Annotated in this window: 16 protein-coding genes; 9 read left to right on the plus strand and 7 right to left on the minus strand. The window is 65.8% G+C overall.

From position 1 onward, the window contains the following. Positions 1-70: 70 nt before the first annotated feature. Complete coding sequence (locus tag ACQVBX_RS08190; RefSeq protein ID WP_431638139.1) at positions 71-481, plus strand: VOC family protein; 411 nt, start codon at positions 71-73, stop codon at positions 479-481. A 162-nt stretch (positions 482-643) separates the two neighbouring features. Next, positions 644-1126, plus strand: coding sequence for a pyridoxamine 5'-phosphate oxidase family protein (locus ACQVBX_RS08195; protein ID WP_431637790.1), 483 nt, complete (start codon positions 644-646; stop codon positions 1124-1126). A gap of 258 nt (positions 1127-1384) precedes the next feature. On the opposite strand, the gene ACQVBX_RS08200 is transcribed toward ACQVBX_RS08195, so the two are convergent. Next, on the minus strand, positions 1385-3268 hold the full coding sequence (locus tag ACQVBX_RS08200) for an alpha/beta fold hydrolase (RefSeq protein WP_431637792.1): 1884 nt from the start codon (positions 3266-3268) through the stop codon (positions 1385-1387). Positions 3269-3349: 81 nt separating this feature from the next. Between ACQVBX_RS08200 and ACQVBX_RS08205 the strand changes: the two genes are divergently transcribed. Further along, positions 3350-4846, plus strand: coding sequence for a PLP-dependent aminotransferase family protein (locus tag ACQVBX_RS08205; RefSeq protein WP_431637794.1), 1497 nt, complete (start codon positions 3350-3352; stop codon positions 4844-4846). Here the strand turns inward: ACQVBX_RS08205 and ACQVBX_RS08210 are convergent. From ACQVBX_RS08210 to ACQVBX_RS08220, 3 genes are all read right to left on the minus strand, one after another. Then, a complete protein-coding gene (locus ACQVBX_RS08210) occupies positions 4792-5988 on the minus strand; it encodes a DUF418 domain-containing protein (RefSeq protein WP_431637795.1) in 1197 nt (398 codons plus the stop codon). The genes ACQVBX_RS08205 and ACQVBX_RS08210 overlap by 55 nt on opposite strands. 125 nt (positions 5989-6113) lie before the next feature. After that, positions 6114-6410, minus strand: coding sequence for a hypothetical protein (locus ACQVBX_RS08215; protein WP_431637797.1), 297 nt, complete (start codon positions 6408-6410; stop codon positions 6114-6116). A 74-nt stretch (positions 6411-6484) separates the two neighbouring features. Continuing rightward, positions 6485-7369, minus strand: a complete 885-nt coding sequence (locus ACQVBX_RS08220; RefSeq protein ID WP_431637799.1) for a LysR substrate-binding domain-containing protein — start codon at positions 7367-7369, stop codon at positions 6485-6487. Positions 7370-7474: 105 nt separating this feature from the next. On the opposite strand from ACQVBX_RS08220, the gene ACQVBX_RS08225 reads away from it, so the two are divergent. The 6 genes from ACQVBX_RS08225 to ACQVBX_RS08250 all read left to right on the plus strand — a co-directional run bounded on the left by ACQVBX_RS08225 (position 7475) and on the right by ACQVBX_RS08250 (position 11325). Continuing rightward, a complete protein-coding gene (locus tag ACQVBX_RS08225; protein ID WP_431637801.1) occupies positions 7475-7795 on the plus strand; it encodes a carboxymuconolactone decarboxylase family protein in 321 nt (106 codons plus the stop codon). Between the two features lie 19 nt (positions 7796-7814). After that, complete coding sequence (locus ACQVBX_RS08230; RefSeq protein ID WP_431638140.1) at positions 7815-8378, plus strand: DUF4865 family protein; 564 nt, start codon at positions 7815-7817, stop codon at positions 8376-8378. A gap of 23 nt (positions 8379-8401) precedes the next feature. Continuing rightward, on the plus strand, positions 8402-8782 hold the full coding sequence (locus ACQVBX_RS08235) for a tautomerase family protein (RefSeq protein WP_431637803.1): 381 nt from the start codon (positions 8402-8404) through the stop codon (positions 8780-8782). Positions 8783-9118: 336 nt separating this feature from the next. Next, on the plus strand, positions 9119-10507 hold the full coding sequence (locus ACQVBX_RS08240; protein WP_431637806.1) for a hypothetical protein: 1389 nt from the start codon (positions 9119-9121) through the stop codon (positions 10505-10507). Positions 10508-10682: 175 nt separating this feature from the next. Beyond that, complete coding sequence (locus tag ACQVBX_RS08245) at positions 10683-11066, plus strand: carboxymuconolactone decarboxylase family protein (protein WP_431637808.1); 384 nt, start codon at positions 10683-10685, stop codon at positions 11064-11066. 55 nt (positions 11067-11121) lie between these two features. Next, complete coding sequence (locus ACQVBX_RS08250) at positions 11122-11325, plus strand: LysR substrate-binding domain-containing protein (RefSeq protein WP_431637810.1); 204 nt, start codon at positions 11122-11124, stop codon at positions 11323-11325. A gap of 64 nt (positions 11326-11389) precedes the next feature. Here the strand turns inward: ACQVBX_RS08250 and ACQVBX_RS08255 are convergent, their stop codons facing one another. The 3 genes from ACQVBX_RS08255 to ACQVBX_RS08265 all read right to left on the minus strand — a co-directional run bounded on the left by ACQVBX_RS08255 (position 11390) and on the right by ACQVBX_RS08265 (position 17115). Next, the gene (locus ACQVBX_RS08255) at positions 11390-15214 is read right to left on the minus strand and encodes an autotransporter outer membrane beta-barrel domain-containing protein (RefSeq protein WP_431637812.1); all 3825 of its coding nucleotides are present in this window, start codon (positions 15212-15214) and stop codon (positions 11390-11392) included. Between the two features lie 703 nt (positions 15215-15917). After that, on the minus strand, positions 15918-16397 hold the full coding sequence (locus tag ACQVBX_RS08260; protein ID WP_431637814.1) for a hypothetical protein: 480 nt from the start codon (positions 16395-16397) through the stop codon (positions 15918-15920). Between the two features lie 175 nt (positions 16398-16572). Next, a complete protein-coding gene (locus ACQVBX_RS08265) occupies positions 16573-17115 on the minus strand; it encodes a hypothetical protein (protein WP_431637816.1) in 543 nt (180 codons plus the stop codon). Positions 17116-17128: the final 13 nt, after the last annotated feature.

The following is a 17128-nucleotide window of genomic DNA, read 5'->3' on the forward strand; positions in this document are numbered from 1 at the left end:
GATCGTCGAACCGAGCGCAGATCCCCTGCTGCCCCTCTCCCCACCACCGAAGGATACCCCCGTGTCGCGCATGATCTTCATCAACCTGCCCGTGAACGACCTCGCTGCATCGATGGATTTCTATCGAGCCATCGGCTTTACGAACAACCCGCACTTCACCGACGACACCGCCGCATGCATGGTGTGGAGCGAGGCCATCCACGTGATGCTGCTGACGCACGACAAATGGCGCAGCTTCACCCAGCGGCCGATCCCGTCGACCGACGCCAGCGAGGTGATGCTGGCGATCTCGCTGCCGGCGCGCGATGCGGTGGACGCCATGAACACCGCCGCCGCGGCCAACGGCGGCACCTCTGACGTCAATCGAGTGCAGGACCTCGGCTTCCTCTACAGCCGCAGCCTGGCCGATCCCGACGGGCACGTCTGGGAAGCGATGTGGATGGACCCGGCGGCCGTTCCGCCGAATGACCAGGCAGGCTGAGGCCAGGATCGAGACCGCCTCACCGCCCGTAACGGCGGGCGCGGGATCCACCCGCCCCGCTTCCGTGGCCTCCGGCCCACGCTTCAGTTTCGTGCCTTTCACGGCCTACCCTCTAGAACACCCTTTCCTGCCGCCGACGCCGGCCATCGAAAGGACTGTCCCATGAGCACCGAGCAGAAACTCGAAGAAAAACTCTGGAGTGCCCTCTCCTCCGACCGCACCGTCATGCTGGGCCTTAACGGCGTGGAAGACGGACACGCGCGCCCGATGACCGCGCTGGTGGAAGGCGACCGCGGACCGATCTGGTTCTTCACCAGCCAGAGCAACGCCGTGGTCGAAAACCTGGCCCGCAGCGATCGGGCCATCGCCGCCTTCAGCGCGAAAGACCACGATCTGTTCGCCAGCATCCACGGCAAGCTGTCGGTGGATCAGGACCGCCAGGTGATCGATCGCCTGTGGAATCCGTTCATCGCTGCCTGGTACGACGGCAAGGACGATCCGAAACTGGTCCTGCTGCGTTTCGACGCGGAACACGCCGAGGTCTGGTTGAATGAGTCGAACCTGGTGGCCGGTGTGAAGATGCTGTTCGGCGCCGATCCCAAGAAGGACTATCGGGACAAGGTCGGCGACGTCGACCTGCAGTGATCGGAGAAACGCAGGAGAACCCTGCGCGACGCCAAGACAAATGCGCCAACTGACGCCTCCCAAAGCCGGAGCCGGACACTTCACTGTAGGAGCCCGCTCGCGGGCGATGCTTCTGGCTCTGATGCCACATCAAAAGCGAAAGAGCATCGCCCGCGAGCGGGCTCCTACACATTCTGTCTGTGTGGCTTGTGGAAAGGCTGGACACCTCAATCAGGGGCAGGCCGATGTTCGCCGACCTGCCCCTTTGGATCTAACGCCTCAGGGAACCAGCACCCAGTTCGCCTGGTGGGTGTTCGGCGGGGGCGGCAGCCAGGAGCCCGCGGCGGGATAGCCGTACTCGTAGGTCACCGCATCCTGCATGGCGAAGGAATGCATCGGCTTGGCTTGGCAGACCACGTCCCGGGCCGGCATGACACCGAAGTTGAGGTAGGCGAACTCCGCGTTGGTGGTACAGGCGTTGTCATCGAACATCACACCGTGGGTGGCGGCGTTGTTGACCAGCACCATCCGCGCGGCATGGCCGTCGATGATCCGATCCTTCAGCGCCAGCGAGTACGGCGTGGACGGGTCGAACTCGTTCTGCACCATCAGCGCATGGACCCGGGTACGCGACTCCAAGCGGCGGTCGAGCGCCGGTGGCCACGGCCAGTGCTGGCACTTGTCCACCAACGTGGAGGCGCCGATGGCCCAGTCGGTGCGGACGTCGGCGATCTTCTGCGCAAGGCTACGTGGGTCGGTGGAGCCGGAGTCGTTGCACTGCAGGACATCGGACATCGGGTTGAAGCGGGTGCTGGTGCGCAGATCGGCAATGGTGAATGCGGCGATCTGTTCGGCGTTGGCGATGTGGTCGGGGTTTCCGTCCAGCGCCTGCGACATGGCACCGAGCGCGGGCTGCACCAGCAAATCCCAGAACACCCACATGCCGGTGCCGTCCAGTGCGCCGAGCGCCTGGTCCGGCGTCACGGTGCCCATGCGGTGCTCCGAGGTGGCCTGATAGATTCGCTGGAACGTCGTCATCACCTGCTGTGGCGTCGTGCCCATGTGGAACTGGTCGTCGTGTCGCGCGATGAAGGGAATGAATGCCTGCTGCACATTCAGCTGATCCATCGCCGCCCGACGCAACGCCTGCCGCTGCCAGTCCAGGTGCACCCAATCCATGTTGCTGTCGAGCACCACGCGCTCGAACCGGTCCGGGAACATGCGGCTCGCGTACGCCATGAGGCTGCTGCCGCTGGAAACCCCGAACAAATCCGCATGCTTGAAGCCCAACACGGCACGCACCAGGTTCAGGTCGCGCGCGTGATTGGGAGTGCTGATGCCCTTGAGGAAGGTTGCGTGCTGCTGCAGGCAGGTACTGATGGAACGATTCCACCAATCCTGCTGGGCGGTGAGGCTCTCGATCGTGGGGTTGCGGCTGTCGCCATCCATGAAATTCTCGGCGCCGCTGCGCTGCGCATAATCGCAGCTCACCTGCGTACCGAGGCCATCGCTGATGCCGCGCAAATCCACGCCGATCACCAGGTGATCGGTCTGAACCTGTGGCTGCAGCTGCTCGAGCATTTCCGCCTGCGAGGCGCTGGAGTTGTCCGGGCCGCCCGCATTCACCAAGAGCAGACGGGAGTACTGCCCCGGATGGAGCGGCCGGGAAATGCCGATGGTGATGTCGCCCTGGCTCGGATCGGCCCAGTCGACCGGCACGGTGACCAGGGCGCACTGGATGGTGCTGCCATCGGTGAACAGCGACGGCGGGCACCCACCCCAGTTCACCGTCTGCTGGTAGTACCTGGCATAGGCCGGGTCGGTGCTGTGGTCGTCGATCCCGGCGTGGCGGTCCCCGGCACCATGCGCGCCAGCCACGCCCGCAAACAACAGGCAACTCATCAGCGCCAATCGCCTGCGCGCTGGCAACGTAGAAAGCTTCATCGTGAGGTCTCCTGGGTCGGTCGTGGTGTGCTGGAGCATGTACCGGGCGTCGATGACGGCCCGAAGCCAGGCAAAAACGGGCGCACGAAGCCGCCGGGGCCTCGCCCGGTATGGGCTGGAATGATCAACTGCGGTTCTCCCCTGCTGGGCGGCCCGGATCGGGCGGTCGCGGCGGCCGGTATGCCTTAAGAGGCCACCCACCTGCCATGGCATGATCATTGGCTACGGCACGCGGCACCGTAAATGACCGGTTGCGGGCTTTTTCGATGTAACCACTTTGCGACGCCCCGGGGAGCATGCATGGCCAACCGTCGCCAGACAGACGAACCGTTGTACGCCCAGATCGCCGAGTCGATCCGGCGGGACATCGGCTCGGGGCGCTTCCAGGCGGGTGCACGCCTGCCGGGCAGTCGCTCGATGGCCGTGGCGCTGGGGGTTTCCCGCATCGTCGTCCTGATGGCTTACGAGCAGCTGGAAAGCGAGGGCTACCTGGATTCGCGCTCGGGCAGCGGCACCTACGTAAGCGCGCAGCTCGCCAACACGCAGACGGCTGCGCCGCTCGCCGAAGCCCCCGACCAGACGCTGCGCGAACCGCGCCTGTCCCGCCTCGCACAACGGGCGGCGCTCCCTGCCATGCCCGAAGCAGTCCCGCCAGCGCTGCAGGGGGGTGTGATCGATCTGGCGCAGCCCCGCGTGAAGTCCGATCCACGCAGCCTCAAGGCATGGGTGCAGAACCTGATGGCGCTGCTACGCCGCCGCGACGCGCCCGACTATCCCGAGCTGCAGGGCGCAGTGGAACTGCGCAAGGCCGTGGCCGGTTACCTCAGCGTCGAGCGGGCGATCGAGGTGGATGCCGAGGACATCCTCATCGTCAGCGGCGCCCAGCAGGCGCGCGACCTGATCGCCCGCGTCCTGCTCGATGAAGGCGACGGCGTCGGCGTGGAGGAGCCCTGCCATTGGAGCGTGCGACACACCTTTGAAGCGATGGGTGCGCGCATCGTGTCGTGCCCGGTAGGGCCGCACGGCATCGATATCGGCCGCCATGCCGCGGCGCTCGACGGTGTGCGGCTGATCAACGTAGCGCCCTCGTTCCAGTTCCCCACCGGCGTGGTCATGCCCGAGGACCGGCGCAGGGACCTGTTGCAGTGGGCCTACGCCCACGATGCCTGCCTGGTGGAAGACGATTTCGACTGCGAGCACCGCTTCGGCGTGCGCACCTGCGCGTCGCTGTGGTCGATGGATCGCCACGGCCGGGTGATCCACGTCAGCAGCTTTGCCCGCTCCATGTTCCCTGCCCTGCAACTGGGCTACATGCTGGTTCCCCGCGCGCTGCGCGAGCGGTTCCTGGCGGTCAAGTGGCTGGCGGACCGCGGCAGCGTAGCGATGCAGCAGCACGTGCTTGCCGCATGCATCGGCAGCGGCCAGTACCTGCGCGACCTGCGCCGTATCGCCCATCGCCTGGCACCGCGCCACCGCGCCCTGCATGACGCCCTGCAGTCGCGCCTGGGCAACGCTATGACGGTGACCGGCTCGGTGGCCGGAGGATCGCTCTTCGTCCACCTGCCCGGACTGCCACGCGATGCTACCGCGGCCTTGCTGGCCGAAGCGCTGGCGCGCGGGGTGCGCATTCGTTCGGCCGAGCGCTTCCACCGGATGCCGCCCGATCACGTCACGCTCGTGCTCAGCTACGCAGACGTGCCGGAGGCCAGCCTCAAGCGCGCCGGCGCCCGTATCGCCGAGGCCTATCTGTCCGTCAAGGCGCCGCTTGGTGTTCCGGAGTGTGCTGCGCGCCCGTAAGTGAGGCGCCGCCAGAGCCATTCGACAGGGCCCTGGCTGTAATGCGAAAGCCACCACCTGCTGGTGATGGCCTGCGCGGCGAATATCAGCAACGCCGACGCCACGATGGCGGTAGGTGTAACCGGACCGAGGCCCAGACCGACACCATAGAACAAGGCGATGGCTAGCACGGTCTGGCTGAGATAGTTGGTGAGCGCCATACGCCCGATCGGCGCCAGCCACGCCAGCCGACGCCGAATGCCCACGTGCTGGTAGAGCAAGACAAACCCCGCCATGTAGCTAAGACCAAGGCAGAGCGGTTGCGCCTGGTAGAACACAAGCGCCAGCCGCTTGAACACGTGCGTATCCAGCCATGACGACCCCGCTGGCAGCAGCGTGGGGCCAAGCTGCGCCAACGCAAACAGCGCCAGCATGATGATCAAGAGGCGACGCCAGAAAGACAATTCCTGCGAGGCTTGCTGAAGCTTGCCGCTGCGGCCGAGAGCCGCCCCGATCATCAAGCGACCCAGCACGTAGGTCGGCAGGATCCAGACGGCAAGCAGCATGTGTAGCACACGCTCGAAATTCGCCCGCACCATCTCACCCCAATCGTTGCCGCTGAAGGCAGCCAGCGATTGCGCGGCCGAATCGCTCACGGACTGTGTGGGGAGCAATGCCGGCAACCACGGTCGCAGCAGCATCGGCGCCAGTACCACTACCAGCGCCCCCACCCAGGCAAGGGTGCGCACGCGCAGCCGCTGCAACGGCAACAGCAAGGCGCCCAGCACGGCGTAGTAGCGCAGGATGTCTCCCCACCAAAGAAGCGCGTGCAGGATCCCGATAGCCAGCAATACCAGCAGCCGCCGCAAATATCGACGAGAGACATGGGCATCGCTCTGCCTGCGCCGCATCTGCAGACTGAAGCCGACGCCGAACAGCAAAGAAAAAAGCGTGATCGAGGTACCGGACACCAGTATCCCGATGAATCCGTCCAACCAGCGATCGAGCGGCGTCATCAGCAGCCCATGAGTGCCGTCCGCCGGGACGAATTCATACAGCGTGGTGCTCTCGAGGTTTACCAAAAGCACGCCGAACAGCGCGAAGCCACGCAAGGCATCGATCAGCTCAAAGCGCTGGCTAGGAGGAGTGGGCATGTCGGACATGGTCAGCCTTTGGAGTCGGAAGGACTGTATGGCCCGGCTATCAGCCGGAGCTGTAGTCACGCAATAACGGCCAGACCGCTGCGCCAGAACGGAGCCACTCTTCGCCGCCGGTGCACGATCGCCCCTCACAGATTGAACATGTCCTTAATTGCACGGGCGAGATCAGTATCGTCGGCTTGAATGGTCGCCATCCCTTCGAGATGTGCAGCTGTGATTCTGTGCCGGCCGTCCGCCGTCCTGATTCTCGCAAGTCCATCGACGAAGACGATGTTCTCGAAAGTGATCGGTGGCGGCGCACTCCCTTGCCGTATCAGCAAGCGATAAGCGGTCACTTTCGATAGCTTGATGTTGTCGTCCCGCTGACTTCGCTGCCAATTGTCCCAGAGGCCTTGAACATCGATCGAAATAGTAGGCGCAAGCACGGGCTCTCTCCATTCCGCTTTTCCGCCCAATGTAACCGCGTATTCCCCGGACTGAACCATTTGACCTAACGGAACTAAGAAAGCGATGGCATCAGCGTGTCGACCAATATTTCCGCCAACCGGGTTACGGCGGGGGACGGCTCGGCGTCGGCGCGGTGCAGGGCCAGGCCCAGCATCGGCAGCGCCGGCAGGCCGGCTTCCTTGGCGGTGAGCGCGCGTACGCCCGCGGGCAGGCCCAAAGGCGTGCGTACGCTCACGCCCAGACCCGCGGTTACCGCGCCCCAGGTGCCGGCGAGACTGGCGCTGGTGAAGGCGATGCGCCAAGCGATGCCCGCGCGGTCCAGCGCATCGATGGCGGCACGGCGCACCAGGCACGGTGCATCGAGCACCACCAGCGGCAGCGCTTCGCCACGTCGGCGCAATTTCGACGAGCGTGCGTCGGCCGAGCCGATCCACCGCAGCGGCAACCGCGCCAGGCGCTCGACGTGTGGACTGCTCTGCTCGCCCTCCCACGCCAGTGCCAGATCGAGCTTGCCGTGATTCACGCCGTCCAATAGCTCGGCGTTGCGCGCGATACGCGCCTCGATGCGCAGCTTCGGGTGCGCGCGCGAAAACCGGCCCAGCACCGCAGGCAAAAGCGTCTCGCCGAAATCCTCCTGCAGGCCGAGCCGGACGCGACCTTCCAGCTCCACCCCGCGTACCGCGGCGGCGGCTTCGTCGTTGAGTTCCAGCAGACGCCGCGCGTAGCCCAGCATCACCTCGCCGGTTTCGGTCAACGCCATGCCACGACCGGATTTGCGCAGCAGCGGCCTTCCGGCCTGGTCCTCCAGCCGCTTCAGCTGCGCGCTGACCGCCGAGGTGGATCGATTGAGCCGCTCGGCGGCCCGCGCGAAGCTGCCCAGCTCCACGCCCAGCAAAAAGCTGCGCAGCACTTCGGGATCGAAAGACACCCGGCTCATTTCACCATCCTGCTTTTATGGATCGATACTTTTGAAAATTCCAATTTTCAGGATCATCGTGTAACCGTACCGTATGCCCCGTCAACTCCTTTCACGAGGCCGCGCATGCCGCACGATCCCCACTACGCCCGCAAAGCCATCGGCGACCTGGCTCCGAAGCTGGCCGAGCTCACCGACGATGTGTTGTTCGGCGACATCTGGGCACGCCCCGGTCTCGCTCCGCGCGAGCGCAGCATCGCCACCGTGGCGGCGCTCGTCGCACTCCACCGCACCGAACAACTGCCGTTCCACCTGCACCGCGCGCGGGACAACGGCGTCACCGACGAGGAGCTCGTCGAGCTGATCACCCACCTCGCCTTCTACGGCGGCTGGCCGGTGGCCATGTCCGCATTGAGCGAACTGCGCCGGCTCGACGCCCACCACTGAGGACGCCGCCTTGCTTGCGATGCAGTACGACATCCCCCTGCCCGCCGACTACGACATGGCGATCATTCGCCGGCGGATCGTCGACAAGGGCCACCTGCTCGACGGATTCCCCGGCCTGGGCTTCAAAGCCTACCTCTATGCGACGCGCGACGATGCCGTGCTTCCCGGCGGCACCAACCGCTACGCCCCGTTCTACCTGTGGCACGACGGCGAGGGCATGAACGCCTTCCTGGGCGGCGCCGGCTTCGCGACGCTGGCCCGGGACTTCGGCCGTCCCGCGGTGCAGACATGGTCGGTGTGGCAGGCGGCAATGCGAGGCGACTTGGCCACGGCGGTCTGCGCCAGCCGCGAAGTCGTGCCGATACCGGACGGCGCATGGCTGGAAGGCTGGCGTGAACGCGAGGCCGCAGTGGCCCACCAAGCCGTGACCGACGGCGCCCTCGCCGCCGTGACCGCGTTCGAGCCCGCCGGCTGGACACTCATTCGCTTCCGTCTCTGGCCGGACCTGCGCGCCGGACTCACTGGCCAGGCATGCAGCCTCTACCGCGTCGGCTGCGTCGCCCAGGGAGCCATCGCGCGCTGACCACTCATCGAAGGAGAACACCCATGCCCCTCGTCCGCATCTCCCTGCGTCGCGGCAAGCCCGCCGCGCACCTGGCCGCCCTGCGCAGCGGGGTTTACCAGGCCATGCGAGAAACCTTCGGCGTGCCCGAAGACGATCGCTTCATCCTGATCCATCAGCATGATCCCGAGGAGTTCGACTGCGACCCGCACTACCTCGGCATCGAGCGCAGCGATGATCTGGTAATCGTGCAGATCACCTGCAACAGCGGTCGCACGGTGGCGCAGAAGCAGGCGCTCTATCAACGTCTCGCGCAGAAGCTCGCCGCCGACCCGGGACTGCGCCCGCAGGACGTCTTTATAAACCTGCTGGAAACCGCGCGGGAGAACTGGTCGTTCGGCAACGGCATCGCGCAGTACGCATGAGTTGCCACCCGCCGGGGCCACGCGCCCCGACGTGACGCAACGCCGATGGTGATGGAACCGGCCGCCTCGCAGCGCGCCCCTGCCATCGGTCACGGCATGACTGACGCTACAGGCCAGCTTGCCGGTCGAGCGCTAGCGTCGACACCTTTCCCCACTGCCGGAACAACCATGCCCGCCTCGACCCGACGCGCGTCTGCTCTCGTCATTGCCCTGGCTCCCCTGGTCGCTGTGTCGACGGCCGCGGCCAGCGGCACGCCGGGCTGTGAAACACGTCCCCCGCGCGCCTGCCTGGATGCGGCCATCGAAGCGATGGGCGGTCGTGCCCGACTTGAGTCCGTGTCGCACATCGAGTGGCAAGGCCTGGGACACACGCTGCTGATGGAGCAGTCCTATCGGCAGGAGCCGTTCCTGGCCTCGTACCAGCGTTACCACGAGTGGCTGGACTTCGCCGGCGCGCGCGTGCGCAGCGAGCAGACGCTCACCTGGCCACAGGCCGGCGGCACCAGCCCCACCGACACCACCTCCACGCTGGTGATGACACCACAGGGCGGCGACTACCGCAGCGGCACGCAGAGCCTGCCGCTGCCGGGCAGCGCCCGAGCCGTTCTAGACGAACGGCTGCAGCAGGAACCCGTGCGCCTGCTGCTCACCGCCGACCATGCCGCTCACCTGCGCTACGAGAAGCCGCAGATGCTGCACGGCGCGCTGCACACGAGCCTGGCGTTCGACGTGGACGGCCGCACCTGGCAGCTGCTGCTCGATCCGGTGACCCACCTCCCCGACGCGCTGCAGCGCACGCGCACCTTCGACGACTTCTGGTACGCCTGGGGTGATGTGAGCGAGCAGATCGACTACGACAACTGGATCCTGGTCGACGGCATCCACTATCCGAGCACGCGCATCGAGGAGCGCAACGGCAAGGTCTGGCGCTCGACCCAGGTGCTCACGGTGAGCATCGACGGAGCCACGCCGGCAGACACGTTCGACACCACCCACGAGCGGCCCGCTGGCGAGACCGGCGGCAGTCGCTGGGAGCGTCCGTTCGATGGCACGCATCCGGTCGCGCTCGCACCCGGAGTGGACCTCTACCCCGGCGCCTGGAACACCGCGCTGATCAAGCAGGACGATGGCGTGGTGGTGCTCGAGTCGCCGATCTCGGCGGTCTACACCGCCGGGCTGCTCGACCTGGCGAAACAGCGTTATCCGGGTCTTCCGATCAAGGCCGTGCTGACCACGTCGGACTCGTGGCCGCATGCCGCGGGCGTGCGCGAAGCGGTGGCCCGGCACCTACCGGTCTACGCGCTCGACCTCAACCTGCCCCTGTTGCAGCGCCTGGTGGATGCGCCCCACCGAATCCACCCGGACGATCTCCAGCGCCGGCCGGCAGCGCCCCGGTGGCACACCGTCGCCGAGCGCACCGTGATCGGCACCGGCGCGCAGCGGATCGAGCTGTACCCGCTGCGCGGCGCCGACACGGGCCGCCAGTACATGGTCTATTTCCCCGCGTCCAAACTGCTGTACGCAAGCGACACCCTGGTGCTCGACCCGAAGTCCGGCGCGCTGTACCAGCCCGAGTTGATGGCCGAGGTGGCACAGGCGGTCGATCGCGCGCACCTGGACGTTCGCACGGTGTTCGCCATGCATCAGGGGCCGACGCCGTGGAAGCAGGTGCTTGCGCAGCTCGAGGCAGCGAACCAGAAGCCCACCGAAGGCGGGGCGGGCTGAATCAGCCGTCCAAATCGCGCGAGGGCACAGGCTGCCGCGCTGCACCCGGCCGGCCGTAAGAAGGCTTGAGCCTGCTTTGCTGTGGGTGACCTCATCAACCAAGCGCGGACAGGCTCACTCCTCTGCGAGAAACAAGTGAACCTGCCCACGTCATCGTGCTTTTCGTGGAGTTGTCATGACCAAAACCATCCCTCTGCTCTTGCTCCTTGCCTCCCTCGGTGCCACCACGGCCGCATGCGCGGCCGACACGCCACCGCAGAAGGAAGACCTGATGCGCAAGGCCGATCCTGCATTCACTGAGGACTTTCACAACATGTACCTGACCACCTGGGGCGAAGGGGCCATTCCGAAGAAGTACAAGGAACTGACCGGCGCTTCCATTTCCGTAGTGGAACGTTGCGAGCCCTGCCTGCGCTTCCATCTGCGGAATGCGAAAGGCGCAGGAGCCACCCCAAAGGAAATGGTCGAGGCCTTGCGCATCGGCCTGCTCACGGGCGGTTCGATCACCCTGCCAACGGTACGAACCGGCTACGAAGAAATCATGGCATCGGGATCATGATCTGACCGGAGCTTCATATCGAAGCACTACTTGGGGTGCATGTTGGATCGCCGCATTGAGAGGTGTCGGCATCGTGCTGCAGCGCGAGCTAGTGTTGGCCGACGATCTCGCCGCTGGCCGCCTCGTGACTGTGGTGCCCAGCTGGTCGCTGGCGCCCTCACCGATGTGTCTGATCTACGCGCAGAACCCCCGCCCGACCGCGAAATTGCGCAGCGCGATTGATTTTCTGCTCACCCGATTCGCGCAACCGCAGCCGTGAGTTGCGCGCTAGGACAGAGCCAGCGGTTCGACTGGCCCTGCCCATTGCCTCGTTCGCGCGTCCGTCACCACCGCATGTTGAAGCCAACCCGCAGGCTGTACGAGGTGCTGTCGCCGAAGTGCTGCAGACTCGTCTGCGCGAGGGTTTCGCCGAACAGCCGGTAGCGACCGTCCTTCCATGCCAGCGAGCCGCCGATACCGAGGCCACCCCACAGAGGGGCGTTCTTGCTGTTCAGGGCGAGCCCCGAGACATCAGCCTTCGTGCCGCCCATGAAGTCGTAGTAGAGATTGCCGATGCCGTAGACGTGGGCGCGGTCCATGCCGCTTTCGCTGCGCCACGCACTCAGGTGATCCACGGCGAGACCGGCGCGGGCTTCCAGACTGTCGCCGTCCCGGCGGGAAACGTCTGCGCCGTATGGATCGACGAAGCGGTCGAAACGTACCGACGAATAGGTCACCTGCCCTTGCGGAATCAGCGACCACTCGTCGTCCAGCGCGAACTTCTGGCCCGCTTCCACGCCCAGGTCGTAGCCGGAGCCGTGGTTGCCGTTGGCGAGCTCGCGGGCCAGCGTGTACGACTCGATGTCGCTGCGATAGCGGTTCCACTGCGCCTGCGCGTCGACATAGAAGCCACCGGCGCCGTACCACGTCAGCGTGCCACCGATGCCGTAGCCGGTGGCCTTGATGCGGCCTTGGCCGAAGGTGGATTGCACGTTGGAGGTCGCCTTGCCGGACTGCGCCGTGATGCCCGCCACCAGCACCCCGCTGTTGCCCTCGTGCAGCAGACCGTCGACACCCACCTGCAGCTTCTGTGTCGTCACGGCGTAGTCCGCGCCGACGGTGGAGGCCTCCGGCGAGAAATCCGCGTGATCGGTGTGGACGCGCACCCACGCCGCGGCGGGGCGCGCGTCGTTCGAGGCCGACGAGTCATCGGCGTTGAAATCGGGACTGCCCACGCGCTGCTGCAACGTGCCGAGCTGATTGAGGCGCTGCAGCATGCCCGCGTAGACCTCGTACAACGGCACGTTCGGCGCGTACAGCGGCGAAGTGACAGGCGTCGCCGGCGGAGTACCGGCAGTGGATTCGATCACCTGCGAACGCAGGTACCAATCGCCGTCGCCGGGCGTGCTCAGGCCGTTCTTGTACAGGCGATACGCGTAGGCGCCGCCCACCACCGCGGGCTGGCCCTGATACAGGTAATCGCCCACCAGGTTGAAGTTGCCGTTGGATGCGCCCCGCACGTCGACGATCTGGATGCCCTGGACAGTCAACGCGCCAGAGCCGCCGACGTTGGTGACCTTCACATGGGTCGTGCCCGACGTATCGCCCGTCACCACCAGGCGATCGGTCGCGGAGCTCTCATCACCCAGCGCCGCCTCGATGGCCAGCGTGCCGCCCTGTCCGACATAATTCCCGGCCACCGTCAGCGTGCCGATGGAATTGCCCGGCGCCACCGTACCGATATTGGTCACGTCGCCGAAGATGGTGCCGGTGCCGCCCAGCGTGCCGGCGGCATGCACCGCCACCGCGCTGGTAATCGAGCCGTTGATCGACAGCCGCCCCGCCTCGACTGAAGTCGCTCCGGTGTACGTCTGTGCACCGTCGAAAACGGTATTGCCGGTGCCCGCCTGCACGACATCGCCACTGCCGGAGATAACGCCCGCGAAGTCGACCTCGTCAGAGCGGTTGAAAACCAGCGTACCGCCGTTGGCGACGTTGCCGACGATGCTGCCGCCGGTGCCGCCGTCGCCGAGCTGCAACGTGCCGCCGCCGATGGTGGTGCCGCCCGTGTACGTGTTGGCACCAGTCAGCACGGTGGTGCCGTTGCCGTTCTGGGCCAGCATGCCGGTACCGGATACGACACCCGCGAAGGCGGCCGTATCGGAGCGGTCGAACGCGATTGCGCCGTTGTTCGTCACGTTGCCGACGACGCTGCCGCTGGCGCCGCCGTTGCCCACCTGCAAGGTGCCGGCAGCGATTGTGGTGCCGCCGCCGTAGCTGTCGTTGCCCGCAAGCACCAGCGTGCCGTTACCCGTCTTCACCAGGGCGCCGTTGCCGGTGACGACTCCGCCTTCCGTTAGCGTGGTACCAGCGTCGGTCAGGAACGTTGCCGTTCCGCCCAACGCCACCGCGCGATTCATGGCGATGTCCGCGGTGGTGTGCAGCGTGCCGCCGGCGAAGCTCAGCGCACCGGCGGACGCACCGAGATTGGCGTCGCTGGCGATGCGCACTTCACCGCCATCGATGCTCGTCCCACCGGCATAGGTGTTGGTGCCGGCCAGCACCAGCGTGCCGCCGCCCACCTTCGTCAAGCCGCCGTTGCCGCTCACCACGCCACTCAGGGTGAACGTGGTGCCGGCGTCGGTGGAGAGCGTGCCAGTACCGTTCAGTGCCACCGTGCGCGCCGACGCGATGTCCGCGCCGGTAGCGAGTGTGCCGCCGGTAAAGCTGAGGCCGCCGGTCACATCGCCGAGGTTCCCGTCACTGGTGATGCGCAGGGAGCCCGCGCTGATCGTCGTGCCGCCGGTATAGGTGTTGGCGCCAGTCAGCACCGTCTCACCCGCGCCCACCTGGCTCACCGAACCGCTGCCGCTGATCACGTTGGCGAAAGTGAGCAGGTTGCTGCGATTGAACGCCAAGGCACCGTTGTTGGTCACGTCGCCAACGAAGCTGCCGCTGGTGCCGCCATTGCCCAGCTGCAGCGTGCCTTGCTGGATGATCCACGGTGTGGACGCGGACCCGGTGCCGACCAGACTCCAGGTGCTGGTGCCGGTTTTCTGGAAGATATCGAAGTTCTGGTACTGCGCCGTCGAACCGACTGCCGAGATATCGAATGTCGCATCGGAGCCGCCGCCGAGAATCAGGGTGTCGTTCGCCGTGGTGCCGCCGACGACGTTGCCGTTGATCGTCGAGCCCGCCTGCAGTTGCAGTGTGATGGTGCGCGTGGCCGATCCCAGCTGGATGGCGTTGGCCTGGCCCGCACCCGCGCTGATGGTGCCGCTGTTGACGATGTTGAGCGAAGACACGCCATGGATCGCCGCCGCGCCACTACCGCCCTCGATCATGCCGGTGTTATTGATCACCGAGGCACCGGTGGCGGAAGCGTAGACGCCATAACCGCCGGTGGCCGTGCCGCCCAGCGACTCGCCCCCCGTGATGGTGCCGTCGTTAATCAGCGTGCCGCCGCCCACGTTGAACTCCAGGCCGATACCGCCGGTCCCCGTCCGCCCAGCACCGCCCTGGATGGTGCCATGGTTGGTGATGGTGCCGCCGCTGATGAGCGTGGCGCCGACGCCGTTCGGCAATCCACCGTCGCCGATGCCACCGGTCACGACGCCGTTGTTGATGAAGGTTCCCGCCCCCTGCGCAACGCCGAGGCCGCCATAGTTTCCTGTGCTGGCGTGGCCGCCTTTACCACCTGTGATGGTTCCGTTGTTGACCAGGTTGGTGCTGCCTCGGTTCACTCCAAGGCCACCACCACCATTCGACGCCGCGCCGGCCACATCGGTGCCATCACCGCCGTACAACGTGCCGGAAATCGTCAGTGTTCCACCACCAGAAGAAAAGACGATTCCGTTCCCTGCTCCGACTCCCGTAAACGTAAAGCCTTGCGTGTCGATCGACAGCGGCTTATTCGGCGTTGGCAGCATCATCGACGACGTGAGCGCGAGATCGCCGCTGAGCGTGATGGTCGAACTGGGATCGCTGCCCGCGTTCGCGGCATTGATGGCGGCGACCAGCTCTGCCTGCGTGGACACGGTGTAGTTCGCGGCATGCGCGTGACCCGGCAAGGCGCAAGCCACGGCCAGCGCCAGGCTAGTCAGCGCGAGCAGTTCGCGCCGGTTCCGGTTGCGGCGATTCGGGGCGGAGACATTCCATTTCACGGCCATCGTTACTTCCTTCGTCGGTAGATTTCGCCGGTGGCGTGCAGGCCATCGACGGATGGGAAATCGGGATCGCGCAGCGCTTGCGCGCGCACTACGACGGCAACACGACACACAGGAGTGGTGGACCCAAGCGCGCGGATGCACGCGGGGCCCGATGAAGAGGCAAGGAGTTGTTGCCGCGCAGACACGCGGAGCGCGCGAACCTCACGCGCTTTGCGGATCAGAGCAACTCAACCAGGGGGAGATATTTGTGGCCCAGCCATCGGGACGACGTGGCACACGACGGCACGACTAAGGTTTCGGCACGGTCATGTTCCATTCCCTGTGGAGGCGCGAAGGCAGAGCTGCCGGCGGCGATCGACCGCGGCGAACCTGTGGAAGTTCGGACTCTACGCGGCGCATGCACTGCACTCAATATTTACGAATCACACTTTTATCGATCCAAAGGCGACCGCTGGCTTGGACAGATCTCCGGGATCAGCTAGGCGTTCAGAGCGAGTCACCCGACGACGCCTTTGCGACAAGAGGACTTGAAGACCTGTCGGCCAGCTTCCAACGGCCGCGGACTGGGCCTCTGCCCGGACGCCAGGTACCAAAAGCGAAGCTCGATGCCGCCAGACTCGGAGCGCACCTGCCTAGTCCTGGCCGATCGGCTGCAGCAGCCAGCCCTTACCTGACGGTGGCCGGTAGCGCCGTTTCAGCCTCGCTACCTGCAAGAAAGGTGCGACTTGGCGCCGCCGCACGTGTGCTGCTTCAAGTGCACAACCTCCCGCGAGCCTTCGTCAAACTGCACATCGACCTCCGCGCGGTACCTCGTGGTCGAGACACCGCCGTAGGCATTGCGGCTCTCCTGCTCCAGGACGCCAGGAATGGTCAGGTCGACCACGCCGTCGTGCCGCCAAACATCCAGTGCGGGCCCGGATGGAACGAGTCGGGAACTGAACGTGGCTGCGCCCTTCTCGTCCTGCCAGCCCTCCAGCTTCTTCATGAACTCGGCCCACCCCACCGTCGTGAACTGGCTCTTGGCGTCAAGAAGGCTGGCCAGGTCACCCTGGGTGAACTGCAACGCGCGCAGCGAAATCGTCGTTGCTTCCTGCACCAGCTTGGTCTGGTCGGGGGCGGACTCTTGCGCCATGGACTGTGCGATAAGAAAGGTGGCAAACACGAGAACGGCGAAACGACGCATGAGGTCTCCCTTGGTAAGTGCGCCATACAAATTCGCGGCCTGAGCCGACTTTGGAAGCTCCCCGGCTCACGCGCTCTTGATCGATCAGCCCCTGTGCTCGAGGAGGCCTCCGGCATCGTCCGTGGCCATTGGACGACTCAAACCGGCCTATCGGCGGATCTTTCCCCTTGCCCCGTCAGGAAATGCCGTTCATGTGCGACGACACGACATGCCAGCCCTTCGCGTCGTGATGCAGCACGGCCACGTGCCAGGACGCGCATAGCATGCCGCAGTAGAAACCGTAGTTGACGTCATAGTCCCCATCCTGCCGCCGCGTGGGCAGACCTACGCCCATCACCATGAACCGGTTGCTTTCCGCGTTCTTGGCTGGTGTGGGCGCCGTGCTACCGGCGAACACGGCGAGACCCGTATCGGCAAGTCGGCGGATGGAATCCTGGGACAAATCCAGTGGGCGGCGACTATCCGGCCAGTTGAGTGAGACGTACAGAGGCATCGGGTTGGCCCGCAGATAGCCGTCCTTCGCCGTGGCCTGATAACGAATCAGCGCGATCATCACGCCCTGCAGATCCGGCGGCGGATGCTGCGCGGCCTCCTCCCGCGCCGCGCGCTGGACACGCACCTGTTCAATAAGCGCTGCCACGTTGCCCTTGGCGAAGCAGGACTTCGCGCCCGAGGTACGCGCACATACGTCGCCCGTCGCTTCGTCGAGCACCATCATGGCGAGGCCCGAC

The organism is Dyella thailandensis (assembly GCF_050749815.1).
Classification (GTDB): Bacteria; Pseudomonadota; Gammaproteobacteria; order Xanthomonadales; family Rhodanobacteraceae; genus Dyella_A.